The 24,862-nt window shown below is 65.1% G+C and carries 20 protein-coding genes; 9 read left to right on the top strand and 11 right to left on the bottom strand.

Annotated features, from left to right (window positions below; genetic code table 11):
- The first annotated feature begins 9 nt into the window (after positions 1-9).
- The 4 genes from ACIP21_RS28015 (at position 10) to ACIP21_RS28030 (ending at position 4,770) form a co-directional block, all read left to right on the top strand.
- Positions 10-1,212 carry a glycosyltransferase family 4 protein gene (locus ACIP21_RS28015; protein WP_400694758.1) on the top strand — a complete coding sequence of 401 codons (1,203 nt, stop codon included), beginning with the start codon at positions 10-12 and terminating at the stop codon, positions 1,210-1,212.
- The gene (locus ACIP21_RS28020) at positions 1,209-2,396 is read left to right on the top strand and encodes a glycosyltransferase family 2 protein (RefSeq protein ID WP_400694760.1); all 1,188 of its coding nucleotides are present in this window, start codon (positions 1,209-1,211) and stop codon (positions 2,394-2,396) included. Before ACIP21_RS28015 ends, ACIP21_RS28020 begins: the two co-directional genes overlap by 4 nt.
- The gene (locus ACIP21_RS28025; RefSeq protein WP_400694761.1) at positions 2,396-3,181 is read left to right on the top strand and encodes a WecB/TagA/CpsF family glycosyltransferase; all 786 of its coding nucleotides are present in this window, start codon (positions 2,396-2,398) and stop codon (positions 3,179-3,181) included. Before ACIP21_RS28020 ends, ACIP21_RS28025 begins: the two co-directional genes overlap by 1 nt.
- Positions 3,182-3,348: 167 nt before the next feature.
- Positions 3,349-4,770, top strand: a complete 1,422-nt coding sequence (locus ACIP21_RS28030; RefSeq protein WP_400694763.1) for an undecaprenyl-phosphate glucose phosphotransferase — start codon at positions 3,349-3,351, stop codon at positions 4,768-4,770.
- On the opposite strand, the gene ACIP21_RS28035 is transcribed toward ACIP21_RS28030, so the two are convergent.
- On the bottom strand, positions 4,764-5,714 hold the full coding sequence (locus ACIP21_RS28035; RefSeq protein ID WP_400694764.1) for a LysR substrate-binding domain-containing protein: 951 nt from the start codon (positions 5,712-5,714) through the stop codon (positions 4,764-4,766). The two genes, ACIP21_RS28030 and ACIP21_RS28035, sit on opposite strands and share 7 nt — an antisense overlap.
- 146 nt (positions 5,715-5,860) lie before the next feature.
- Here ACIP21_RS28035 and ACIP21_RS28040 point away from each other — a divergent pair, with 146 nt between their 5' ends.
- Positions 5,861-7,237 (top strand): L-serine ammonia-lyase, encoded by a 1,377-nt coding sequence (locus tag ACIP21_RS28040; protein ID WP_400694766.1) that lies wholly within the window; start codon positions 5,861-5,863, stop codon positions 7,235-7,237.
- 45 nt (positions 7,238-7,282) lie between these two features.
- Here ACIP21_RS28040 and ACIP21_RS28045 read toward each other — a convergent pair whose 3' ends face one another.
- From ACIP21_RS28045 to ACIP21_RS28070, 6 genes are all read right to left on the bottom strand, one after another.
- On the bottom strand, positions 7,283-7,738 hold the full coding sequence (locus ACIP21_RS28045; RefSeq protein WP_400694767.1) for a DUF1842 domain-containing protein: 456 nt from the start codon (positions 7,736-7,738) through the stop codon (positions 7,283-7,285).
- A 17-nt stretch (positions 7,739-7,755) separates the two neighbouring features.
- Positions 7,756-8,337: a DUF1842 domain-containing protein gene (locus tag ACIP21_RS28050; RefSeq protein ID WP_400694768.1), complete on the bottom strand. Its 582-nt coding sequence runs from the start codon at positions 8,335-8,337 to the stop codon at positions 7,756-7,758.
- Between the two features lie 249 nt (positions 8,338-8,586).
- Complete coding sequence (locus ACIP21_RS28055) at positions 8,587-9,264, bottom strand: DUF3313 domain-containing protein (protein ID WP_400694770.1); 678 nt, start codon at positions 9,262-9,264, stop codon at positions 8,587-8,589.
- 400 nt (positions 9,265-9,664) lie between these two features.
- Positions 9,665-10,960, bottom strand: coding sequence for an NAD(P)/FAD-dependent oxidoreductase (locus ACIP21_RS28060; RefSeq protein ID WP_400694772.1), 1,296 nt, complete (start codon positions 10,958-10,960; stop codon positions 9,665-9,667).
- Between the two features lie 14 nt (positions 10,961-10,974).
- Complete coding sequence (locus ACIP21_RS28065) at positions 10,975-12,063, bottom strand: polyamine ABC transporter substrate-binding protein (protein ID WP_400694774.1); 1,089 nt, start codon at positions 12,061-12,063, stop codon at positions 10,975-10,977.
- A gap of 187 nt (positions 12,064-12,250) precedes the next feature.
- Positions 12,251-13,609, bottom strand: coding sequence for a glutamine synthetase family protein (locus tag ACIP21_RS28070; protein WP_400694775.1), 1,359 nt, complete (start codon positions 13,607-13,609; stop codon positions 12,251-12,253).
- Between the two features lie 151 nt (positions 13,610-13,760).
- On the opposite strand from ACIP21_RS28070, the gene ACIP21_RS28075 reads away from it, so the two are divergent.
- A complete protein-coding gene (locus tag ACIP21_RS28075; RefSeq protein WP_400694776.1) occupies positions 13,761-14,660 on the top strand; it encodes a helix-turn-helix domain-containing protein in 900 nt (299 codons plus the stop codon).
- Positions 14,661-14,842: 182 nt separating this feature from the next.
- The gene (locus ACIP21_RS28080) at positions 14,843-16,756 is read left to right on the top strand and encodes a hypothetical protein (RefSeq protein ID WP_400694777.1); all 1,914 of its coding nucleotides are present in this window, start codon (positions 14,843-14,845) and stop codon (positions 16,754-16,756) included.
- Positions 16,757-16,878: 122 nt separating this feature from the next.
- Here the strand turns inward: ACIP21_RS28080 and ACIP21_RS28085 are convergent, their stop codons facing one another.
- On the bottom strand, positions 16,879-18,264 hold the full coding sequence (locus ACIP21_RS28085) for an aldehyde dehydrogenase family protein (protein ID WP_400694778.1): 1,386 nt from the start codon (positions 18,262-18,264) through the stop codon (positions 16,879-16,881).
- 107 nt (positions 18,265-18,371) lie between these two features.
- Here ACIP21_RS28085 and ACIP21_RS28090 point away from each other — a divergent pair, with 107 nt between their 5' ends.
- Positions 18,372-19,238: a LysR family transcriptional regulator gene (locus ACIP21_RS28090; protein WP_400694793.1), complete on the top strand. Its 867-nt coding sequence runs from the start codon at positions 18,372-18,374 to the stop codon at positions 19,236-19,238.
- Positions 19,239-19,455: 217 nt separating this feature from the next.
- Positions 19,456-19,977, top strand: a complete 522-nt coding sequence (locus tag ACIP21_RS28095; protein ID WP_400694780.1) for an acyloxyacyl hydrolase — start codon at positions 19,456-19,458, stop codon at positions 19,975-19,977.
- Between the two features lie 99 nt (positions 19,978-20,076).
- Here the strand turns inward: ACIP21_RS28095 and ACIP21_RS28100 are convergent, their stop codons facing one another.
- The 3 genes from ACIP21_RS28100 to ACIP21_RS28110 all read right to left on the bottom strand — a co-directional run bounded on the left by ACIP21_RS28100 (position 20,077) and on the right by ACIP21_RS28110 (position 24,854).
- Complete coding sequence (locus ACIP21_RS28100) at positions 20,077-22,212, bottom strand: TonB-dependent siderophore receptor (protein ID WP_400694782.1); 2,136 nt, start codon at positions 22,210-22,212, stop codon at positions 20,077-20,079.
- A 218-nt stretch (positions 22,213-22,430) separates the two neighbouring features.
- Positions 22,431-23,321, bottom strand: coding sequence for a universal stress protein (locus ACIP21_RS28105; protein ID WP_400694784.1), 891 nt, complete (start codon positions 23,319-23,321; stop codon positions 22,431-22,433).
- 54 nt (positions 23,322-23,375) lie between these two features.
- Entirely contained in the window at positions 23,376-24,854 is a 1,479-nt protein-coding gene (locus ACIP21_RS28110; RefSeq protein ID WP_400694785.1) for an efflux transporter outer membrane subunit, read from the bottom strand.
- Positions 24,855-24,862 lie beyond the last annotated feature (8 nt).

Genomic DNA, 24,862 nt, shown 5'->3' on the forward strand with positions numbered 1-24,862 from the left:
GGATATCCAATGCGCATTGCCTATTTCATCAATCAGTATCCGAAAGTCAGCCACAGCTTCATCCGCCGGGAGATTCTCGCCCTGGAGCGCCAGGGCATGGTGGTGCAACGCATAGCCCTGCGGGGCTGGGATGGCGAGTTGCAGGACAGCGAAGACCTCGCCGAACGCGACAAGACCCAGTACGTGCTGCAGGCGGGGGTCAAGGGTCTGCTCAAACCGCTGTGGCAGGTGCTGTGCGCCCAGCCACGGCGCTTTCTCGCGACCCTGTGGCTGGCCGCGCGCATGGGCCTGCGCGCCGACCGCCCACTGCCGTACCACCTGGTCTACCTGGCCGAGGCCTGCCAGGTGGTGCAGTGGTTGCAGGCCTCTGGCGCCGAGCACGTGCATGCCCACTTCGGCACCAACTCGACCGAGGTGGTGATGCTGGCCAACGCCCTGGGTGGGCCGGCGTTCAGCTTCACCGTGCACGGCCCGGAGGAGTTCGACAAGCCACAGTTCCTGCAAGTGGGCGAGAAGGTGCGGCGGGCGGCGTTCGTGGCGGCGGTCAGCTCCTATGGGCGTAGCCAGCTGTATCGCTGGGTGGCCCATGAGCACTGGGCCAAGGTCAGGGTCGTGCATTGTGGCCTGGAGCGCAGCTTCCACGATGTTCCGGCCGCTGCCATCCCTGCGGCGCCGCGCCTGGTGTGCGTGGGGCGGCTGTGCGAGCAGAAGGGCCAGCTGTTGCTGCTCGAGGCCGCACGCAAGCTGGCCGCGCAAGCCATACCGTTCGAGCTGGTGCTGGCCGGCGATGGTGAGATGCGCCCGCAGATCGAGGCGTTGATCGCGCGCCATGGCTTGCAGGCCCAGGTGCGCATCAGCGGCTGGATCAGCAGCGCCCAGGTGCGCGAAGAGATCCTCGCGGCGCGAGCGCTGGTGTTGCCGAGCTTTGCCGAAGGCTTGCCGGTGGTGATCATGGAAGCCATGGCCCTGCGCCGCCCGGTGTTGACCACCTACGTGGCGGGCATTCCCGAGCTGGTGCGCCCGGGCGACAACGGCTGGCTGTTCCCGGCAGGCGCGGTGGACGAACTGGCGACAGCCATGGCCGACTGCCTGGCGCAGCCGGTCGAGGTGCTGCAACGCATGGGGGAGGCGGCCCGCCAACGGGTGCTGGAACGTCACGATATCGATACCGAAGCCGCCAAGTTGGCGCGCTATTTCGAGGCCTGCGCATGATCACGCTGTTGACAGGGTTGTTATCGGTGCTGGCCTTGCTGGTGCTGTTGCCGGTGTTGCTGCTGTTCACCCAGGTCGTGCTCGCCTGCCTGCCTGCGCGCGCGCTGCCGGCCCCGCACGGGACGCGTCCGCGCCTGGCAGTGCTGGTGCCGGCGCACAATGAGGCGGCGGTGATCGGCGCGACACTGGCCAGCATCCAGGCACAGCTGCACGAGGACGACCGGGTGCTGGTGGTGGCCGACAACTGCAGTGACGACACTGCAGCCCTGGCCCGCGCGGCTGGGGCGCAGGTGGCGGAACGTCAGCATGCGCAGTTGCGCGGCAAAGGCTACGCGCTGGACCATGGTGTGCGGCAGCTGGCCGAATCGCCGCCGCAGGTGGTGATCATCATCGACGCCGACTGCAAGGTGACTGCCGGTTCGTTCGATTACCTGGCCCGCGGGTGTGTCGACAGCGGGCGACCGGTGCAAGCGCTGGACCTGATGCGCGCGCCTCCCGGCGCCGGGCTGAAAGTCCAGGTGGCCGAGTTTGCCTGGCGCATGAAGAACCTGGTGCGGCCACGGGGCATGCGGCGAGTGGGCTTGCCCTGCCAGCTGATGGGCACCGGCATGGCGTTTCGCTGGGAAGACCTGGCGACGGCCAACCTGGCCACCGGGCATCTGGTCGAGGACCTCAAGCTGGGGCTGGACTTCTGCCGCGCGGGCAAGCCCCCGTTGTTCTGCCCCGAGGCAGAAGTGATCAGCCTGTTCCCGCTCAGCCAGGAAGGCCTGTCCAACCAGCGCACCCGCTGGGAGCACGGGCACCTGGGCGTGCTGCTCAGCGACGGGCCGAGGTTGGTGTGCAGCGCGCTGGCGCGGGGCAATGTGCCGTTGCTGGCCATGGCGCTCGACCTGCTGGTGCCGCCCCTGGCCTTGCTGAGCCTGGTGCTGGCGGCCACGTTCACGCTGTCCTGGTTGGCTGGGTTGTGGCTGGGCGTATGGTTGCCGGCGGCGCTTTCCAGCGTTGCCCTGAGCCTGCTGTTGACGGCAGTGGTGCTGGCCTGGGGGCGATTCTCCCGCGAGGTGATCCCGTTCTCGGTACTGATCTACGCACCGTTCTACGCCGCCAGGAAAATTCCCCTGTACCTGGGCTTCCTGATCCGGCGCCAGGTGGAGTGGGTACGCTCCAGGCGGGAGGGCGACTGATGGGCGCACCGGCCTGGCAATCACGCTGGCGCAGCGTGATCGACAACTTGCAGGTGGTTGTCGACAAGGAGCAGGAGCGCCGCCTGCTGGCCACGCTCTGCGCGCCTGAGCGCGCGACGGTGCTGGCGTTCGTCAACGCCCACGCCTTCAACATGGCAACGGGCAATGCCGCTTTCAGCCAGACCCTGGCCAGCGCCGACCTGCTGCTGCGCGACGGTTCGGGCGTGGCAATCCTGTGCCGGCGGCTGGGGCTGGAGCCTGGCCTGAACCTCAATGGCACCGACTTCATCCCCAAACTGCTCGATGCCTACCAGGGCCGACGCGTAGCGTTCTGGGGCACGCGTGAGCCGGCCCTGGGCGAGGCGGCCAGGCGCTGCCAGGCGCTGTATGGCGTCACGCCCATTTCGACCCACGACGGCTTTGCCGATGTCGAGCGTTACCTGACGCTGGCACAGACGCTGCAGCCGGAACTGATCGTGCTGGGCATGGGCATGCCCAAGCAGGAGGCGGTCGCCGCCCGCCTGGCGGCCAGCGCGGGGCCATGCCTGATCGTCTGCGGCGGGGCAGTCCTGGACTTCATCGGTGGCAAGGTGAATCGGGCACCCAGCTGGTTGCGGCGGCTGGGGGCAGAGTGGGTGTACCGGTTGCTGATGGAGCCCAGGCGCTTGTTCATGCGCTATGTCATCGGCAACCCGCTGTTTCTGCTGCGCACCTGGCGATTCAGCAGGGCAATGCCTGCAGGCGCCATCGATACGTCGCAGCAGCGCCGGCAGAAATCACGCTGATACCAATTTGCCCCACGACGATGGCCCATGGCTGCTACAGTCATAACAATGTTGCCGGGGGTTGATAAGGCCCTGGAAATATTAGGAATAATGTAAAAAAAGTGTGAGCTGATCGTTTGGGTTGAGTGAAAAAACAGGTGCTGCGCCAACTTTTATGAGGCCTGACAATGGTGTTCGAACCGAGAAGCAGCCGTTCCTTGCTTCAGCGCAGAAGCAGTGTCAGCAACGCCATCCAGGCCGGTCTCGACGGTATCGCGGTGACCGGGGTCGCCTGGTACCTGATCTACGACCAGATCGGCTACATCACCTCCGATTACGTCATCATGCTGTTGTTGCTGATCGGCGCACTGGCCGTGATCTACGACCATTACGCCATCTACCGGACCAACGTCGGGCTGTCGATCAAGGCGTTCCGCCTGTTCAAGGCCTGGTCGGCGACGTTCTGCTTCCTGGTGGTGCTGGCCTTTCTCACCAAGCAGAGCGAAACCTATTCGCGGATGGTGGTGGGGCTGCTGTTCGTGTTCGGCTACATCGCCCAGTTGTTCCTGCACATTGCCGTGCGCGAAGTGCAGAAGCGGTTCACCGCACATGCCCGGCTGGACAATGCCTTGATCATCGGCGAGGGCGACCTGGCCAACTTCCTTTATCAGAAAATCAGCAACAACCCTTGGTTCGGCGAAAGAATCGTAGGCTGCGTCAGCCTCGATGAAGTTGCCGAGTCGGATGCGCAAAGTGCCGCTGACAAACCCGGACTCAAGCTGTTGGGGCATATATCGAAGCTGGATGAATTCGTCACCCAGCATGCCATTCGCACGGTGTACCTGGTGACACCGTTGGGCGGCTCGGAAGTGATCAACGAGGTCTACCTGAAGCTGCTCGACAAGTGCATCGCAGTCAACTGGGTGCCGGACATCTTCTCGCTGCGCCTGATCAACCACAGTGTCCGCGAAATCGCCGGTATCCCCGTGCTGACCCTGTCGGAAACCCCGTTGACCGGCATGAGCCTGTTCCTCAAGAACCTCGAGGATCGCGTGCTGGCCGGGCTCATCGTGTTGTGTGCCTCGCCGGTGTTGCTGGCCGTTGCCCTGGCCATCAAGCTCGACAGCCCGGGCCCGGTGTTCTTCCGTCAGGAACGTACCGGCTGGACCGGCGAGTCGTTCCGTATCTGGAAGTTCAGAAGCATGCGCGTTCACCAGCCCCAGGGCGGCGTGGTCAAGCAGGCCGAGAAGAACGACCCGCGCCTGACCCGGGTAGGGGCTTTCATTCGCCGCACCAGCCTGGACGAGCTGCCGCAGCTGTTCAATGTGCTGACCGGCGAGATGTCCCTGGTCGGGCCGCGGCCGCACGCGTTGCAACACGACTCGCTGTACTCCCAGGACATCGTCGACTACTTCGCCCGCCACAACATCAAGCCCGGCATGACCGGCCTGGCCCAGGTGCGGGGCTTCAGGGGCGAGACCAAGACGGTTGCGCAGATGATCCAGCGGGTCGACTCGGACATCGAGTACATCAACAACTGGTCGCTGTGGCTCGACTTCGTGATCCTGGTGCGCACGCTCAACGCGTTTACCGGCAAGCAGGCTTACTGAGGCGGTTCCGCCACCAGCGGATGCAGCTCGCGGAACACCTGCGCTTCCTCCACCAGCCAGTCGTGCACGGCCCGGGCACCGGGTTGGCTCAGCCCCCCTGGCGGGTAATGCACCACATAGCGCTTGTGGTTGGCGATCGGCACGCCGAACGGCACGATCAATGCGCCACGCTCCAGTTCGTCATTGAGCAGGGTACGCCGGGCGATGGCCACGCCGATGCCGGCAATCGCCGCCTCGATGGTCAGATGGTTGCGGTTGAAGGTGTGCCCGCGGCGCACATCCAGCCCACCTGCACCGATGCCCTCCAGGTAGAACTCCCACTCGGCGTACTCCGAACTGCCGCGCCAGGCGGTGATGTCGTGCAACAACGGGTAATGCTGCAGGTCGGCCGGCCCGTGCAGGGGCGGCCGGCCGCGCAGCAGGGCCGGTGAGCACACCGGGAAGATCTGTTCGTCCAGCAGCGGGGTGGAGAGCATGCCGGGGTAGCTGCCGTCATTGAGGTCGATGGCCAGGTCGAAATCGCCCAGGTGCAAGGCCTGGGCACTGTCTTCGGCCACCAGGCGCAGTTCGATGTCCGGGTAGCGTTGCTGAAAGCGCGGCAGCCGCGGCGTCAACCATTTGGCCAGGAACGAGGGGATCGAACGCAGGCGCAGCGTGCCGCGGATTTCGCCGGCATCCAGGCGCACAAGCTCGGCCTCGATGCTGCCGTAGGCTTCCGCCACCGTCTGCGCCAGGCGCTGGCCTTCGGCGCTGAGCTCGACGCCGCGTGCCTTGCGCAGGAACAGCTTGTAGCCCAGGCGCTCTTCGAGCTGGCGCATCTGTTGGCTGACCGCGCCCGGGGTGATGTGCAGTTCTTCCGCGCAGCGGGTGAACGACAGGTGCCGCGCCGCACAGGCGAATACATGCAACCAGACGAACATCTGGCCATTGAGTTGTCGTCGCATCGTTTAGCACCGCTAAAGCCTGGCTTAGGAAGTTTCGTTGGTCATCTGCCAACCAGCGCGGCAGTATCGCTCAAATCAGCAGTCCCGTTCAATTTATCCAGATCTGCGTGCAGCCGCTTCAGCGGCTGATGCGCTCAGGCATTAGCATGGCTATCAGTGTTTTCGACCTTTTCAAGATTGGCATCGGCCCCTCCAGCTCCCATACCGTAGGCCCGATGCGCGCCGCGGCGACCTTTGCCCAGGCCCTGCGTGAGCGTGGCCTGCTGGCCCGGACGAGGCGTGTCGAGGTACGTCTGTACGGCTCGCTGTCGGCCACCGGCGTGGGCCACGCCACCGACCGCGCCTGCCTGCTCGGGCTGATGGGCCAGTGGCCAGACCGCATCGACCCAGCCACCATCGAGCCGCGCATTCGCCAGGTGCTGGAAGAGCGCTGCCTGATGCTCGACGGCAGCCAGCCGCTGGATTTCCACTACGCCCGCGACATGCGGCTGCTGGACGAAAGCCTGGCCTATCACCCCAATGCCATGTGCCTGGAAGCCATGGACGGGCAGGGCAGCCTGTTCAACCAGACCTACTATTCCGTCGGCGGCGGCTTCATCGTCGAGCAGGCCGAGATCGATGCGCCCGAGGCCGAGGCGAACGCCGTCAGCCTGCCGTTCGAGTTTTCCAGCGGCGCCGAACTGTTGGCCCTGTGCAAGGCCAACGGGCTGAGCGTGGCCCAGCTGATGATGGCCAACGAGCGCGCCTGGCGCCCGGAAGCCGAAGTGCGCGAAGGCTTGCTGCGGATCTGGGCGGCCATGCGTGACTGCGTCGACAATGGCTTGCGCAACGAAGGCGTCCTCCCGGGCGGGCTCAACGTCAAGCGCCGTGCCGCGCGCCTGCATCGCAGCCTGCTCGAGGTCGGCAAGCCCAACGTCATCGGTTCGACCTTGAGCGCCATGGAGTGGGTCAACCTGTTCGCGCTGGCGGTCAACGAGGAGAACGCCGCCGGCGGGCGCATGGTCACCGCGCCTACCAACGGGGCGGCGGGGATCATCCCGGCGGTGCTCCACTACTACATGAAGTTCAACGCTGACGCTTGCGACGACGATGTGGTGGCCTTCCTGCTGGCGGCTGCCGCGGTCGGCATCCTGTGCAAGAAGAACGCGTCGATCTCCGGTGCCGAAGTCGGTTGCCAGGGCGAGGTCGGTTCGGCCTGTTCCATGGCCGCAGCGGGCCTTGCCGAAGTGCTGGGTGCGACTGCGCCGCAGCTTGAGAACGCGGCAGAGATTGCCCTGGAACACAACCTCGGGTTGACCTGCGATCCGGTCGGGGGCTTGGTCCAGGTGCCTTGCATCGAGCGCAATGCGATTGCCGCGGTGAAGGCGATCAATGCCGTGCAGATGGCCTTGCGCGGTGATGGCGAGCATTTCATCTCGCTCGACCGGGTGATCCGCACCATGCGCGATACCGGGGCCGACATGCACGCCAACTACAAGGAAACGTCGCGCGGCGGCCTGGCGGTTGCGTTCGTCGAGTGTTGAACGGCGGTTCGCCGGCAAGCGGGCTTGCCGGCGAGCGTTGCCGGGTTACTCGCCGTGCAGTTGACTGATCGCGGCTTTCAGGCGTTGCGCAATCTGCGGCCGGTCCTGATGGGTGACATCGGGCGCCTTGCGCACGCGACCGTGCTGGTCGATCCAGTGGCCGTTGCTGAAGTAGCGGTAGCTGGCCGAGCCATTGCTCCAGTCGGCTTCCAGCAGGCCGTGCAGGTGGAAGGTCTGCGCGATCTGGCTGAGCGGGCCGCTGGGGCTGCCGTCCAGGCTGAGGACGATCGACGGCGCGCCGGCGGGTGAGAACTGCAGTTCGCTGTAGTCACCCCAGACATTGGCGTGGAAGATCTGCAGCGGATGGGTGGCCTGTGAGGCGCGTGCCTTGCCGGACACCCGTTTGCTCACGGTGTTGACCAGCAGGTCCAGGGTCAGGGTCGGGGCGCCGAGCAAACCGTTGCTGACGTTCAGGCGGGTATGAAACAGTCCGATGGCCATGTTGTTCTCCTTGCCGCTCACGCTTTCTTGGCGGCCTTGGCGGCCGGGCTCTTGGTCGATGCGATGGCCTGGTCCAGGCCGCCATTGGCCAGCTGCTTGAGCTGCGCAGGGTCACCGTTGGCGATAACCGCTTCCAGGGTGGCGTTGTGCAGCTCGGTCTGCAGGTCGACGTTGGCCAGTTGCTGGATGCGCTGTGTTTCCAGGGTGACGGGCACATTGTCCACACTTACCCAGCGTTGCCCGTTGTAGTACTCGTAATCGGCCACGCCGTGTTGCCAGTTCTGGTCGAGCAGTGCGCGGAACTTGAACTGCACCGGCGAATTGGCATGCGGCCCGCCCTGGTTGCCCTGCACGGTGACCAGGATCTTGCCCTGGCTCGGCGGCAGGACCGTCAGGTAGCTGTAGCTGCCCCAGACATCGAGGTGCAGGTCCAGCGGCGGGTTGGTGGTCTGGGAGAGCTGGGCCGCACCGTTGACGGTGCGGTCCGGGGTGAACACCAGCAGGTCCAGTTGCAGGCGCTGGGCGCCGGGCTGGTTGTTGCCGATCAGGTAGGACACCGGGAACAGTCCTACCAGAGGTGCGAGCAGTGAATCAGACATGATTGCCTCCATTGCATTCGATGAATGAGAAACCGATACACAGCTGCGATGGCGGGCGGCGAAGGCGGGAAGAAGAGGGAATCGGGCGGGGGTGTCGACATGCCCGGAGCGAGCGGCTGTTGGCAGCCTGCTTGTGCAGCCATCCCTGGTCTGCGGTGCCACCTGCCTGGCAGCCCGATTGAGTAAAGCAGGGCGGCCGGGCAGTGATGGCGTTTTTGCATTATCTCCGACGAGTGGCGGATCCGGCGTTTACCGGGGCTTGTTCTTGAGGGCTGCGAAGCTGGTACGCATGTCCTTGGCCCAGCCATCGAGTACCGGCTTGACGTCGTCCAGGGTCAGTTTCTGCTGGTCGTTCTCCAGCGCCTTGCCGGCACCCTTGCGTACCACTTGGGCCAGCACCTGCTGACTGGCGCCGTCAAGGAAGGCCGCCTCCACGCCGACATCCACTTCCTGGTCGCGCCCGCCCATGGCGGTGTTGACGCCAGCGGAAATCAGCGCGATGGGGATCACCTCGTAGGGCTTGAGCCCTTCATTGCGGGTGGACACCGCGGTGATCGCCGGGCGAACGACGATGACGCCAGGGCCAGGTGCCTTGGCCAGGGTCAGCACGCTGCCCAGTTCACGGCGCAGGGCTTCATTGAAGTAGCGGGTGATCTCCTGCAGCGTCTGCGCCGAAATCACCGGCGTCGGTTGCGGCTTGGGATAGAACTGGCTGGGTTCGATGAACACCTGCGTGTACTGGTTGGGGTTGACCTTGGGGTCGACCCAGCGCATCACCGCTGCGCCGGACGGGCTCTTGGCCGGCTGCAGCCGGCTGTAGTCCTTGAGAAACCCCGAGTAGTCCTTGGGGGCCACGCTGTTGCTGGAGCAGGCAGCCACGGCAAGCAAAGCAGCGCACAACAGGGTGATGCGAGGCAATGATTTCATGATGGTGATGCTTCCATGATGAGGCGGCCAGAACAACGCTAGCAGGTGCTAGGCACTTGGCCAGTGGCCGCTGAGGAACTCAGGTTTCCTAAATGGATGCGGGAATGCGCCGGCTAGATCCCAGTGGTCAACCTTGGAAAACCATGCCCGTAACGGGCATGGTAAGGAGACCATTCATGAAGGTGCTGAGACGCAGGGACTTCGCGCGATGGCAATGAAGCTGCTAAATGTGATTTCAATCAAGGGTTTGCAGGCAATTCTTTAAGCTCTTGATGTCTTTTCTAGGATTTCGGGTACTTTATTTATAAATCATATGTTTAGTGTATATATTTAAAGTTCTTTATTTGAATGGCCTCGTTGCCGGCGCCGTGCGCTGCGGCGAGCGCGGCGCAAGCTTCGGTCAGCCCAGCACCTCCTTCAACCGATGCCACAGCATTCCCAGCGCCAGCAGCGGCGATCGCAACGCCTTGCCGCCTGGGAACGTCAGGTGCGGCACCGCACTGAACACGTCCAACCCTCGGCTGTGGCCCAGTGCGATGCCTTCGGCGAGCAGCCTGGCGGTCCAGTGGGTGACGTTCAGGCCATGCCCCGAATAGCCCTGGGCGTAAAAGACGTTCGTATGCTGGCTCAGCCGCCCGACCTGGGGGAAGCGGTTGGCGGTGATGCCGATCATGCCGCCCCACTGGTAGTCGATGCGCACTTCGGCCAGCTGCGGGAACACCTTGAGCACCTTTGGCCGCATGTAGGCGCCGATGTCCTTGGGGTCGCGCCCCGAGTAATGGCAGGCGCCACCGAACAGCAGGCGGCGGTCGGCGGTGAGGCGGTAGTAGTCCAGGCCGACCTTCTGGTCGCACATGGCCATGTTCTGTGGGATCAACTGACGTGCGAGGGCTTCGGGCAGCGGTTCGGTCGCCACCACGTAGCTGCCGGCGGGCAGCACCTTGCCGCTCAGGCGCGGCTCCAGTCCGTCCAGGTGGGCATTGCAGCCGAGCACCAGGCTTTGCGCACGCACCTTGCCGCGGGCGGTGTGCACGGTCACCGTGCTGCCGTGCTCGATGCCCAACACTGGGCTCTGCTCGCAGATACGCACGCCCAGGCCATGGGCGACGCGGGCTTCGCCCTGGACCAGGTCGAGTGGATGCAGGTGGCCCGAGCCCATGTCCACCAGGCCGCCGGCATACTGGTCGCTGGCGACGATTTCATGCATCTGCTCGGGGGCGATGAGGCGCGTTTCGTGGCGGTAACCCAGTGTGGCCAGCTCTTCCTGCTCGCCCTTGAAGGCGGCGAACTGCGCAGGGGTGTTGGCCAGTTCGCAGAAACCCCAGCGCAAGTCGCAGGCGATGGCGTATTGCTCGATGCGACGCGCCACCAGGGCCACCGACTCGATGCCGGCCTGCTTGAGGTAGCGCACGCCATCCTGGCCGACGTAGCGGGCAAAGCCGCTGACGTCATGGCCGATGCCGCGGATCAGCTGGCCGCCATTGCGCCCGCTGGCGCCCCAGCCGATGCGTCGGCCTTCCAGCAGGACCACCGACAGGCCGCGTTCGGCCAGTTCCAGGGCCGTGTTCACCCCGGTCAGGCCGCCGCCGACCACGCACACATCGGCGGTCAGTTCGCCATCGAGGCTTGGATAGGGCGCCGCGTGGCGCGCCGTGGCGGCGTAGTACGAGGCGGTGTGTTGGGTGTCGAAAGGCATGGCGCGGTCTCGGCTCAGCGGTTGGACTTGATCTTGCTCCAGGAGCGGGTCATGACCCGCATGATCTTGGGGCTCGGGGTGCTGGAGATGTAGAGCTTGTCGAGTACGTCCTGGGGTGGGTAGATTTCAGCGTTGTCGACCAGTGCGGCATCCATGTAGGCCTTGGCATCCGGGTTGGCGTTGGCGTAGCCGACCGTGGCGCTGACCTGGGCGATCACCTTCGGGTCGAGCAGGTAGTTGATGAAGGCCAGGGCCTGTTCAGGGTTCTGGGCGTCCTTGGGGATGGCCAGCAGGTCGAACCACAGGTTGCTGCCTTCCTTGGGAATGCTGTAGGCGATCTTCACACCGTTTTTCGCTTCCACCGCGCGGTTGGCAGCCTGGAACACGTCGCCGGAATAGCCGAAGGCCACGCAGATGTCGCCATTGGCCAGGTCCGAGACGTACTTGGAGGAGTGGAAGTAGGTGATATAGGGGCGCAGTTCGAGCAGGCGCGCTTCGGCCTTGGCATAGTCAGCCGGCTTTTCGCTGCGCGGGTCCATGCCCAGGTAGTCGAGCATGGCCGGGAACAGTTCGTCTGGCGAGTCCATGAAGGCCACGCCGCATTGCTTGAGCTTCTTCAGGTTTTCCGGTTCGAACAGCGTCGCCCAGGAATCGATATGGTCGATGCCCAGCGCCGCCTTGACCTTGTCGACGTTGTAGCCGATGCCGTTGGTACCCCACAGGTAGGGCACGGCGTACTGGTTGCCGGGGTCGTTCTGTTCGAGCTGCTTGAGCAGTTTCGGGTCCAGGTGCTGCCAGTTCGGCAGCTTGCTGCGATCCAGGGGCAGGAACGCGCCGGCCTGGGCCTGGCGGGCGAGGAAGTGGTTGGAGGGCACCACCACATCGTAGCCGGTGCGCCCGGCCAGCAGCTTGCCCTCCAGGGTTTCGTTGGAGTCGAACACGTCATAGACGACCTTGATACCGCTGCTGGCCTGGAAGTCGGCCAGGGTCGTGTCGCCGATGTAGTCGGTCCAGTTGTAGACGCTGACGGTCGGCGTGGCCTGGGCGGCGGCGCCGAACAGCAGGGCGAACGTGGTGGGGATCAGGGCTTGCAGTTGACGCATGTCGACACCTCGTTGGTCTTGTTCTTCGGGTTCGGTGTAACGGGAATTTCGTAGCCTCTTGCTCAACATCGCAGGAGCGAGCGTTGCTCGCGATGGGGCGCGCAGCGGCCCCAGGTTTTCAGCTTCGCAGCCAGTATTGCCGGGGCTGCGTTGCAGCCCATCGCGAGCAAGGCTCGCTCCTGCAAGGTCAGACGCTCAGCAACAGGAACTCGCGCTCCCACGAGCTGATCACGCGCTTGAAGTTCTCGTGCTCGGCGCGCTTGACCGCCACGTAACCCTGGACGAACTGCTGGCCCAGGTACTGTTGCACGGTCTCGCAGTCTTCCATGTGCTGCAGCGCGTCCTCGATGGTGATCGGCAGGCGCAGGTTGCGGCGTTCATAGGCGCGGCCCTGCACCGGCGCGCTGGGCTCGATCCGTTCGACCATGCCGATGTAGCCGCACAGCAGGCTGGCGGCGATCGCCAGGTACGGGTTGGCGTCGGCGCCCGGCAGGCGGTTTTCCACGCGCATGGCCTCGGGGCTGGAAGTCGGCACGCGCAGGCCCGCAGTGCGGTTTTCCTCGCCCCACTCGACGTTCACCGGTGCCGAGGTGTCGGGCAGGAAGCGGCGGAACGAGTTGACGTTGGGCGCGAACATCGGCAGCAGCTTGGGGATGAACTTCTGCAGGCCGCCGATGTGGTGCAGGAACAGCTCGCTCATGCTGCCATCGTCGTTGGCGAAGATCGGCTTGCCGGTGGCGATGTCGACCACGCTCTGGTGCAGGTGCATGGCGCTGCCCGGCTCGTCGGTGATCGGCTTGGCCATGAAGGTGGCGGTGACGTTGTGCTTGAGCGCCGCCTCTCGCATCGTGCGCTTGAATACGGTGATCTGGTCGGCCAGGTCCAGCGCGTCGCCGTGGCGGAAGTTGATCTCCATCTGCGCCGGGCCGTCTTCGTGGATCAGCGTGTCCAGGTCCAGGCCTTGCAGTTCGCACCAGTCGTAGACGTCTTCGAACAGCGGGTCGAATTCGTTGGCGGCGTCGATTGAGAACGACTGGCGCCCGCTTTCCGCGCGGCCCGAGCGGCCCAGCGGCACTTGCAGGGGCAGGTCCGGGTCTTCGCAGCGCTGGGTCAGGTAGAACTCCATCTCCGGCGCGACGATCGGCTGCCAGCCTTTGTCGGCGTAGAGCTTGAGCACCTTCTTGAGCACGTTGCGCGGCGACAGCTCGATGGGGTTGCCCTGCTTGTCGAAGGTGTCGTGGATCACGATCGCGGTCGGTTCGATGGCCCAGGGGATCTGGTACACCGCCGTCGGGTCGGGGCGGCAGACCATGTCGATGTCGGCGGCATCGAGCAGGCTGTAGTAGATGTCATCGTCGACGTAGTCGCCGGTGACGGTCTGCAGCAATACGCTCTCTGGCAGGCGCATGCCGCGCTCGTGGAGAAACTTGGCGGTCGGCGCGATCTTGCCGCGGGCGATGCCGGTCAAGTCGCTGATCACGCATTCGACTTCGGTGATCCGGTGTTCTTTCAGCCAGGTGGACAGCTGATCGAAGGGGGCGTTCATACAGACCTCTTGGTTGGGTTTTTGTGTGGGAGGCGAATCGGGACGCTTCCCAGGTGACGCACTGGCGACTATCTTGGCCGCAGGCCCGCACGGCCATCTATCCACTTTCTCCGGCGACCAATGCACCAAAAGAGTGCAAATAGGACCCTTCGTGACCACCGCCAATGCCCTGCAAGTCCAGGCTTTCCACACCTTTGACGTGACCGAGCAAGTGCGTGCCACCCCTGGCTGGCAGCAGCAGTACCGGCAGATGTCACCGGGGCATTTCAACGGCCACCTGCGCTGCCTGGGGCTCGATGGCGTGGAGGTCTACGAGGAGCGGCTCAATACCCGCGTCGAGCAGTTTTTCCGCGCGCCGAGTGGTTCGCTGGCGTTCTGCTTCGACCAGAGCGAGAACAGCCTGTACCTGCTCAATGAGCAGAGTCGCAACATCTGGATCACCCCGGAGAACTACCAGGAGGTGGCGGTGGTGTTCGACCAGGCGTTTCTGGCCCGCCACGGCCTGGACCCGCAGCGGCTCGAAGGGTTGTTCATGGTGCCGCTGGGCAGCGGGCAGAATGCGCTGTTCGGCAGTTGGCTCTGCGCGACCCTGACCCGTCTCGGCCAGGCCGACTGCCCGCTGCAGGGGCAGGCGCTGGCCGAGCAGTTGCTCGAAGACTGCCTGTTCATCCTCGACAACGCCTGCCAGCGCCTGCAGGGCGGGGCGCTGGGGCGACGCGGCGAGGAGCGGGCGATCATGCAGCGGGTCAGCGAATGGGCAGCCGATTGCCCGGAAGAAACCTTGAACCTGGTGGAGTTGGCCGATGTGGCCGGTGTGTCGCTGCGCCAGTTGCAGCAGGCGTTCAAGGCGTTTACCGGGATGCCGCCGGCGCACTGGCTGCGCCTGCGCCGGCTCAATGGTGCGCGGCGAGACTTGCTGCGCGGTGGCGAGGTGACCGTGGCCGAGGTGGCCATGCGCTGGTCGTTCTGGCATTTGGGAAGGTTTTCAGAGAGTTACCGGCAGCTGTTCAAGGAGTTTCCGAGTGAGACCTTGAAGCGGGGCAGGGGCTGAGGGTCGGATTGCCTGTGCCGGCCTCTTCGCGGGTAAACCCGCTCCCACAGAGATATCACAGGTCCTGAAGGCTGCGCAGTACCTGTGGGAGCGGGCTTGTCGGCGAAGAGGCCAGTACAGACAACCCAGCATTCCCGGTAGAAAATTGCTATCGTGCCCGGCAGTTTCCACCCGAGGTCCCGATGTTCTACCTGCCCTTGTCCAGCGACCAGGCCGACCGCCTGGCCAGCCTGCCCATCGCCACTGACTTGTTCCCGGCTGCCAGCCTGTTGGAGGCTGCGGCGGTGCTGTTCGTGCAGAACCTGCCACGCCAGCCGGCCAGTGCTTCGGCGGATGCGCAAGAGCGCCGCTTCGCCGAGATCGTGCGCATCGCCAACCAAGTCGAAGACGCGGCGCCAGGGGGTTTCCAGGGGCAGGTGGCGCAGCATTTCGACCGCGAAGCGTTCGCCATGGGCCTTGGCATGCTGGGCGAGAACGGCGTCGGCCTGGTGTCGGCCGAAGTCGAGTACCAGGCTGACGAATTCCTCGACGACGAAGGCCAGTGGAATTTCCAGTTCGCCGACCGTTACCGCCAGCGCGCGACGCCGCTGCATCCGGTGTACCTGCCGTCGCTGGCCAGCGACCTGATGCTCAGCGACCAGCAGAACCGGTTGCTGCGCGAGTTTCTGTGCGGTGTCGATGAGTCGGTTGCCGTGCAAGGCTTTGCCGGCACCGGCAAGACCTTCCTGATCCACCAGTTCGCCCGCCTGCTCGACCCCCAGCGCACCTTGCTGCTGGCCCTGACCGAGGGCCAGCTGCGCGCCTTGCAGGCGCGGGTGAAGGACGCGGCGGCCTACACCGCGCTGACGTTCGGCCAACTGGCCGACCAGATCCTCAACCGCGACCTCACCAGCAACGGCTGGCGCCTGCGCGATCCCTATCGCACCAAGCTGTCCTGGCGCCCGCAGGAGTCACAGGTGGTGCGCTGGCTGAACATCCCCGACATCGGGCCGCTGGCCGCGCGCGATGTGGTGGCCCTGTGCGTCAAGGCGGTACGCAGCTTCTGCCGCTCCGGCGATAGCCAGCTACAGCTGCATCACCTGCCATGGGCCGGGCCGGGGACAAGCCCACTGGACCAGGAGGTGCTGCTGGAAAAGGCCCGCTTGTACTGGCAGGAACTGACCCGCCCCTCGGCACGCGAGATCCAGCTGCCGGTGCGTGACTACCATCGGGTCAAGCTGTTGTCGCTGACCGCCGAGGTGATCGACAGCCATTACCGCCACGTCATCGTCGACGAAGCCCATGAGCTGTCGGCGCCGATGCTCGCCGTGCTCGACCGCAGCCCGCAGTCGGTCATCGCCCTGGGCGACGAGCTGCAGAACCTCAATGGCCTCAGCCCGCACCACGGCAGCTTCATCCGCCAACGCTGCATCGACCATTCCCTGCGCGCCGGGCCGGCCATGGACAGCGTGCTCAACCCGCTGATCCAGGCGCACCCGGCGGCGATCCAGGCCGCCTTCAGCGGCAGTGCCGAGCATTACACACGGGTCAGCTTCTTCGACAGCGTCACGGTGCCCGAGCAGCCGACCGCGCTGATCGTCGACGACGAGTGGGGCTTGTTCGGCTGGTTCCAGCGTCTTACCCACCAGGGCGTGCCATTCGTGCTGCTGAAAAGCGCGCGCAAGGATTTCGAGCTGTTCGTCGAGGACTGCATCGAGTTGTATCGCCATGGCACCCGTGCTCGCCATCCGATGCTGTTCCGCTACCCCAACTGGCAGGCGCTGGAGCAGGACAAGGGCGACGACAAGGCCTTTGCCGCCGTGGCCGGCATGCTGCGCAAGGGCTACACGCCGGAGCACTTCGCCAAGGCCAAGAGCCGTTATCGCTGGGACAAGGCGCCCAAGCTGTTCCTGGGGCGGGTGCGGGATGTGAAGAACATGGAGTTTGCCCGGGTGATGGTGTCGCCTGAGCTGATGGTGGCGCCGAGTTCGGCGGGCAACCGCAACGAGCGGGCGCGGATGCTGGCGGGGCTGTATACCGCCTGTTCGCGGGCGCGGCATGAGCTGATCGTGCCGGGGGGGATGCTGGACTGGGTCAAGGACCAGGTCCGGGGCTGAGAGTGCTGGGGCTGCTTTGCAGCCCATCGCGAGCAACGCTCGCTCCTACAGGGATTCGCGTTCGCCCGTAGGAGCGAGCGTTGCTCGCGAAAGGGCCGCAGCGCGGCCCCAGAGGCATCAGATCAATTACGATCCAGCCAAACCGTCTGGGCATTGGTGAACTCGCGCACGCCAAAGTGCGACAGCTCGCGCCCGAAACCGCTCTTCTTCACGCCACCGAACGCCACGCGGGGATCGGACGCGCAGTAACCGTTGATGAACACGCCGCCGGTATCCAGCCCTGCGGTCATGCGTTCGGCCAGCGCGTAGTCGGCGGTATAGATGGTCGACGCCAGGCCGAACTCGCTGTCGTTGGCCAGTTCCACCGCGTGGTCGGCGTCGCGGGCAGTGATGATCGCCGCCACCGGGCCGAACAGTTCCTGCTTGAAGGCAGTCATTTCAGGGGTGACGTTGGCGAATACGGTCGGTGCATAGAAGTTGCCCACGCCGTCGATCTTGTTGCCCCCGAGCAGCAAGGTAGCGCCTTCGGCGAGGGTCGCCTGGACCTGGCCATCGAGCTCGTCGCGCAGGTCGTAACGGGCCATCGGGCCGATGTAGGTGTCGTCTTCCAGCGGGTTGCCGACCTTCAGCTTGCGTGTGGCTTCGACGAACTTGTGCGTGAAGGCCTCGACGATGCTTTCTTCGATGATCAGGCGCTTGGCCGCGGCGCAGACCTGCCCGGTGTTCTGGTAGCGGCCGATCACGGCCGCTTGCACGGCAGCGTCCAGGTCAGCGTCGGCGAGCACGATGAACGGGTCGGAACCGCCCAGTTCGAGCACACACTTCTTCAGCGCGGCGCCGGCCTGCGCGCCGATGGCCATGCCGGCGCGCACGCTGCCGGTCAGGGTCACGGCGGCGATGCGTGGGTCGTTGATGGCGCGGGTGACGCCGTCCGGCGTCACGTTCAGTACCTCGAACACGCCTTCAGGCAGGCCGGCGTCCTTGAACAGTTCGCCCATCAGGTAGGCGCTGCCCATCACGTTCGGGGCGTGCTTGAGCACATAGGTGTTGCCGGCGAGGATGGCCGGCACGGCGCCGCGCAGTACTTGCCAGATCGGGAAGTTCCACGGCATGACCGCGAGGATCGGGCCCAGCGGGCGGTATTCGATGCGCGCTTTCTCGACCTGGGTCGGTTCGGCCGCGAGCATCGCCGGGCCGTGCTCGGCATACCAGCGGCACAGGCCGACGCACTTGGCGACTTCGCCACGGGCCTGGCTGATCGGCTTGCCGATCTCCCGGCTGATCATCTGGGCGAAGGCTTCGGCCTTGGTTTCGAGGGTGCTGGCCAGGGCGAGCAGGTACTCGCTGCGCTGACCCAGCGACACCTGGCGCCACTGGCGGTAGCCGACCTTGGCGCGTTGCAGCGCCGCTTCCAGTGCGGCGTCGGTGTCGAACGGGTAGGCGCCGATCTGCTCGCCGCTGTGCGGGTCGAGGGAGATGGCGTGGGTCAGGCTGCTGATCGCACTCATGGCAAGGCACTCTCGTTGTTGTTCATCAGTGACGCCAGACTAGTGGGCTATGGGTTTATTGAAAACTGAATAATAATGAGCGAAACATTCACGTTTGGAGAATGACTGTGGACCTGGTGCAACTGGAAATCTTCAAGGCCGTGGCCGAGCAGGGCAGCATCAGTGCTGCCGCCCAGCACATCCACCGGGTACCGTCGAACCTGACCACGCGGATCAAGCAGTTGGAGGAAGACCTTGGCGTCGAGTTGTTCATCCGTGAGAAAAGCCGCCTGCGCCTGTCGCCTGCTGGCTGGAACTTTCTCGAGTACACCCGGCGCATTCTCGACCTGGTGCACGAGGCGCGGCTGACCGTGGCAGGTGAGGACCCCCAGGGCACCTTCGCCCTGGGCTCGCTGGAAAGTACCGCGGCGGTGCGTATCCCGGCCCTGCTCGCGGCCTACAACCAGCGCTATCCCAAGGTCGACCTGGACCTCTCGACCGGCCCATCGGGCACCATGCTCGAAGGCGTGCTGTCCGGGCGCCTGGTCGCTGCGTTCGTCGATGGCCCGCTGCTGCACCCGACGCTCGAAGGCATGCCGGTGTTCGAGGAAGAGATGGTGGTCATCTCGCCGCTCAACCATGCCCCGGTGACCCGTGCCCAGGACGTCAACGGCGCGAGCATCTACGCCTTCCGCGCCAACTGCTCGTACCGCCACCACTTCGAGAACTGGTTCGTCCAGGACCAGGCGGTGCCGGGCAAGATCCACGAGATGGAGTCGTACCACGGCATGCTTGCCTGTGTCAGCGCCGGCGCCGGCCTGGCCATGCTGCCGCGCAGCATGCTCGACAACATGCCCGGTTGCAGCACGGTCAGCGCCTGGCCCATGCAGGAAGACTTCCGCTACCTCAAGACCTGGCTGGTGTGGCGCCGGGGCACCGTGTCACGCAGCCTGAGCATGTTCGTGAAGCTTCTCGAAGAGCGTCGAGCGGGCTGAGCGACAGCTGGGCCTGTGCAGGGGAAATTGGCCATTAGTGGCAATTAACTTTCATCTTTCTGATTTTCTGGACAATAATCAGAAAAGTATTACGTCTTGTGACCAGATGGATGTACTGGTCACCCGTAAAAATCGAGGGGCCCGAGCCCCCACTTACCGGCACGCCATCGCTCTGGTGCGATGGCATGCCGGTGTTGACCATCAGGAGAAGTCATTGATGAAAACCCGTCTAGCTGCTTCGCTGGCCGCTATCGTGCTGGCCTGCACCGGGACCGACCTGGCCCAGGCTGCGCAGATTTCCGGTGCCGTGGGTGCCACCAGCCAAGGCGACATGACCTACCGTATCGGCATGTCGTTCGACTGGGACAAGAAATGGCTGGAAAGCAGTACCGGTTTCCTCAGCGGCTACTGGGATGCCGGTTACACCTATTGGGAAGGCGGCGACGCCAGCGGCGCCCACTCGCTGTCCTTCAGCCCGGTGTTTACCTATGAGTTCAGCGGCTTCACCTACACCCCGTACCTCGAGGCCGGCATCGGCATCGCGGCGTTCTCCAAGACCGAGGTGGGTGACCAGCGCCTCGGCTCATCGTTCAACTTCGAGGACCGCATCGGCTTCGGTCTGAAGCTGCCGGGTGAGCAGAAGGTCGGGATCCGGGCGATCCACTACTCCAACGCCGGCATCAAGCAGCCGAACGACGGTATCGAGTCGTACTCGCTGTTCTACAGCAAGGGCTTCTGAGGATTCGAGGGCTGCCCTGCAGCCCAATCGCGACCAAGGCTCGCTCCCCCACAGGAGCGACCCTTGGTCGCGATTGGGCCGCCAAGCGGCCCCGCCCATTCAGAAGGTATAGGAAACCCCAGCCTGCACCGTCCGAGGCGCCCCCGGATACACGTAGGTGTTGAACGCGCCCTCGTCATACCCCTTGTTGAACAGGTTCTTCACGTCCAGGTTCAAGCGCACATGCTCGTTGACCTTGTAGTAACTGAGCAGGTCGACCACGCTGTAGCGCTCCATGGTGTAGGTGCTCGCCGCGGTCTGCCCGGCGCGGTCATCCACATACTTCACGCCAACTCCCAGGCCCAGCCCCTTGGCCAGCCCGTCCTGGAACTCGTAGGTGTTCAGCAGGCTGAAGCTGCTGCGCGGGATGTTCGCCAGGCGCGTGCCAGTGGGCAGGGTGTTGTCCTTGGTCACCTCGGCATCGACATAGGCATAGCCACCGATCATCCGCCATTGCGGGGTCAGGTTACCGGCAATGTTGATGTCCAGGCCACGGCTGCGGACTTCGCCCGCCGCCACGCTGTAGGTGCCGGTCGGGTCGTTCGGATCGCGGGTCAGCACGTTTTCCTTGACGATGTGGTAGATCGCCGCGTCGATGCTCAGCTGGCGGTCGAGCGCCTCCCACTTCACACCCAGTTCGTATGACTTGCCTTTTTCCGGGTCGAAGCCGCTACCTTGCAGGCTGGCGCCGCTGTTGGGCTTGAACGAACGGGCGGTGTTGGCGTACACGGCCACGGTGTCGGTCAGGTCGTAGAGCAGGCCAAAGCGCGGGGTCACGCCATTCTCGCCCTTGTTGAAGTCGCCGGCATTGTTGAGCTTGTTGTCGTAGTCATGCTCGAAACGCTCGAAGCGCACACCGGCCAGGACCTTCAGGCGCTCGGTGAGGGCCACCTGGTCCTGGACGAAGGCTGCCCAGGTCTTGAGGTTTTCCTTGTCGTGGGTGGTGGTACGGGTCAGGGCAGGGCGCGCCTGGCCAAGTACCGGGTCGAAGAGGTCGATCGGGTAGGCAGCGTTGCCGGCAGCCGAGCGCTGGATGATCGAGTTGTAGTCGTAGTCTTCGTACTCGATGCCGGTCAGCAGGGTGTGGGCGAAACCGCCGGTGTCGAAGTGGCCGGTGAGGTTGAGCTGGTAGTCGCGGTCGGTCCACTCCAGCTTGCGGTAGTTGAAGTTGCGCCCCAGGGTGCGGCCGTCGGCCTGCAGGCCGTTGGCTTCCACGGCGTTGCCCTTGAGCGTGCCGTCAAGCCATTGCATGCCGCCGCCCAGGGTCCAGTCGTCGTTGAGCTGGTGCTCGAAACGCAGCTGGGCCATGTCGTTGTCGTTGTGCAGCAGGTTGTCGCTGCCTTTTTCCCAGATGTTGGTGTCGCGCGAGGCGCTGCCGCGCTGGCCGGGCAGGCGGGTCAGGCCACGGTCGAGCGGGTGGTTGTTGCGCATGAAGTCGCCCTCGAAGATGACCTTCGTGGCGTCGTTGACCTGCCAGCTGATCACGGGTGCGACGTCGTAGCGCTCGCTTTCGACATCATCGCGGAAGCTGTCGCCGCCTTCACCCAGCACGTTCAGGCGATAGGCCAGCGAGCCGTCGCTGTTGAGCGGCCCGGTGGCGTCGAGGGTGGCGCGGTGCATGCCCTGGTCGTCGAACTGGCTGCCGAGGGTGACCTTGGGCTCGCTCAGCGGCTGCTTGCTGACCACGTTGAAGGTGCCGCCGGGGTCGCCACGGCCGTACAGGCTGGTGGCCGGGCCGCGGATCACTTCCAGGCGCTCGACGGTATTGGCGTCGGGGGCGTTGGGGTAGCCGCGGTTGATCGGGAAGCCGTTGCGGTAGAACTCGCCGGTGGTGAAGCCGCGCACGGTGAAGGTGGTCAGGCCCTGGCCGCCGAAGTTGTTGGCACGGCCAACCCCGCCGGCATAGTCCAGGCCGTCCTGCAGGCGCGTGGCGCCAGTGTCCTCGAGCACATCCTTGGGCACCACGCTGACCGACTGCGGGGTCTCGTGCAGGGCAGTGTCGGTGCGCGTGGCGCTGGCCGAACGGTTGGCCTTGTAGCCCTCGACCGGGCCATCGGCGCGCTCGCTGTCGGCGCTGCCGTTGATGTTCAGGGCCTGGAGTTCGATCCGGGCCGGGTCGCTGGGCGATTCCGGCTCGGCGAAGGCCAGCGGGGAGACAGCATGAAGCACACAAAGCGAGACGAATGTGCGACGCATCGACGGTACGGTCCTGGAATGGGGTGCTGAAGGAGAGGGTGGCGGAACGTTGCGAAGTTACTACGAATTATTATCAAATGCATTCTTTTTAAGCGGTACTGGTGTACCAGATACCAAGAGGTCGACAGTGCCGGCCTGTTCGCGGGTAAACCCGCTCCTGCAGGAGCTGCACAAGATCCCTGTGGGAACGGGTTTACCCGCGAAGAGGCCCGCCCAGGTTAGCGAACCGCCTTGATCGCCAGCACGTTGCAGAGCGGATGCTCCAGTACATGCGCCGTGGTCCCGCCCAGGAATGTCTGCATCGCATCATGCCGGTGGTTGCCCATGACTATCACGTCCATGCGGCTATGGCTGACGAACTGGGCAATCGCCCGCACTGCCGCGCCCTCGACGAAATGGCGCCGTTCCAGGGGGATCTGGTGGTGGTCGCCAAGCCGGTTGAACGCCGCCCGCTGGGCCGTGCGCACGCTGCCCTCGAAACCCGGCATGGTCACCGTGCCGGCGCCGAAGTCGGCGATGTGGGTCCTGGCCGCGTCACACACGTGCAGCAAATGCAGCTCGGCGTTGCATTGCAAGGCCAGGGCATGGGCGCAATGGATCACCGGGTCGTCCAGGTGCTCGCCGACACCGACGCAGTTGAGGTCCACCGCTGCAGCGATCTGCCGGGGCAGCGGCAGGCGGATATCGCTGACCAGGTGCACCGCCACCGGGCTTTCCTTGAGCAGCTGCCAGTCCAGCGGCGTGACCAGCAGGCGCTTGAGCACCGGTTCGTGCTGCACATCCTTGACCAGCAGGTCGCAGCCCAGTTGCTCGATGCGTTCGAGGGCGCTGCCCAGCGGCGTGCGGGTCAGCAACAGTTCGGTCGACACATCCAGCCCGGCGTTGCCCAGCTGCTCGGCTGCGTCGGCGAGCCACTGGCGGTTGTCAGCGAGCAGCCGCTCGCGCTCGTGGCCATCGCTCATCAGGCCAAAGGTGTCGACATCGTCGACCAACACGTTGATATCCAGCAGGGCTCCACTGGACTCGGCCAGCGCCGCCGCGCGCTGCAGCGCCGGGGTATGGCGCATCTGCGGGCCGAGCATGACGAACAGACGCTTGAACTGGCTCATCGCACACCTCCACGTGTGGCAGCCCCCCGGTCCATGCCATGTGATCTGGTCTGTTCAGTCTAGACCCGCTTTGCCGCCCATTCCCACGGTAATGGCTGCAGGAGCGGGCCCAGCCTGATGTGCGTCCCCGCCGGGTTCCCCGGTCTCCTGCCACCCTCCACCCAACGCCGCGTACAGGTTCACCTCCGCCACCAGCTGGGCCAGCCGGTCGCTGATCAACCCCTGCTGCGCGGTGAACAGCGAACGCTGCGCATCGAGAAAGGTCAGGCTGCTGTCCACGCCGATCCGGTAACGGTGCTCGGCCAGGTCGTAGTACCGCTGGCTCGACGCCACCAGATCGCCCTGGGCCTGCAACTGGCGCTGATAGGTCGCCCGCGCCGCGAGCCCGTCGGCCACCTCCTGGAAGGCGGCCTGGATGGCCTTCTCGTATTGCGCCACCTCGATGTCCTGCTGCAGCCTCGCGTAGTCCAGGCTCGCCCGCAGGCTGCCGGCGGTGAAGATCGGCAGGCTGATCTGCGGCTGGAACAGCCAGGTACCGCTGCCGGCATCGAACAGACCGCTCAGTTCGGGGCTGGTGCTGCCGGCATTGGCCGTCAGGCTGATGCTCGGGAAGAACGCCGCCCGTGCCGCGCCGATGTTGGCATTGGCCGCACGCAACTGGTATTCGGCCTGGGCGATGTCCGGACGGCGGCGCAGCAGGTCCGAAGGCAATCCCGCCGGCAGCCCGGCGATCTGCTCGGCGGCCAGGGGCAGCGCGGCCAGGTCATCGGCCACCGGCGCGCCCACCAGCAGGGTCAGTTGGTTGAGGTCCTGGGCCACTTGGCGCTTGTAGCGCGCCACCGCCGCCCGGGTGCTGTCGACGCTGGTCTGCGCCTGGATCTGGTCCAGCGCCGAGACCGTGCCGGCGCGACGCTGGCCGCGGGTCAGGCGCAGGCTGCGTTCGTCGGAGGCCAGGGTTTCCTGCGCCAGCACCAGCAGTTCCTGGTCGGCGCGCCAGGTCAGGTAGGCGCTGGCGACGCTGGCCACCAGGCTCAGCTGGGTGCTGCGCCGGGCTGCTTCGCTGCCCAGGTAGGTCAGCAACGCCTGGTCGCTGAGGCTGCGCAGCCTGCCGAACAGATCCAGCTCGTAGGCGCTGACGCCCAGGGTCGCGGCGTAGGTCGAGGAGATCACGCCGTCCCCCGTGCCGGTCATGCTGCGTGGCAGGTATTGGCGCTTGCCCTGGGCATCGGCCGATACCTTCGGCCACAGATCGGCGCGCTGGATGCGGTACTGGGCGCGGTAGCCCTCGACGTTCAGCGCCGCCGTGCGCAGGTCGCGGTTGTTGAGCAGGGCGCTGTCGATCAGTTGGCGCAGCAGCGGGTCCTGAAACACCTGACGCCAGTCCTGCGCGCCTTGGTGTGCATGGCTATCCCCCTGATAGGCCGGGCCCTGCGGAAACTGGCCGGGTACCGGCGCGGCGGGGCGCTGGTAATCGGGGGCGAGGGTACAGCCGCACAACAGCACGGCGCACAGGGTAAGGGCATGTCGCGGCATTTCGCAGT

It is taken from the genome of Pseudomonas sp. NPDC089401 (genome assembly GCF_044749485.1).
In the GTDB taxonomy this organism is placed as follows: domain Bacteria; phylum Pseudomonadota; class Gammaproteobacteria; order Pseudomonadales; family Pseudomonadaceae; genus Aquipseudomonas.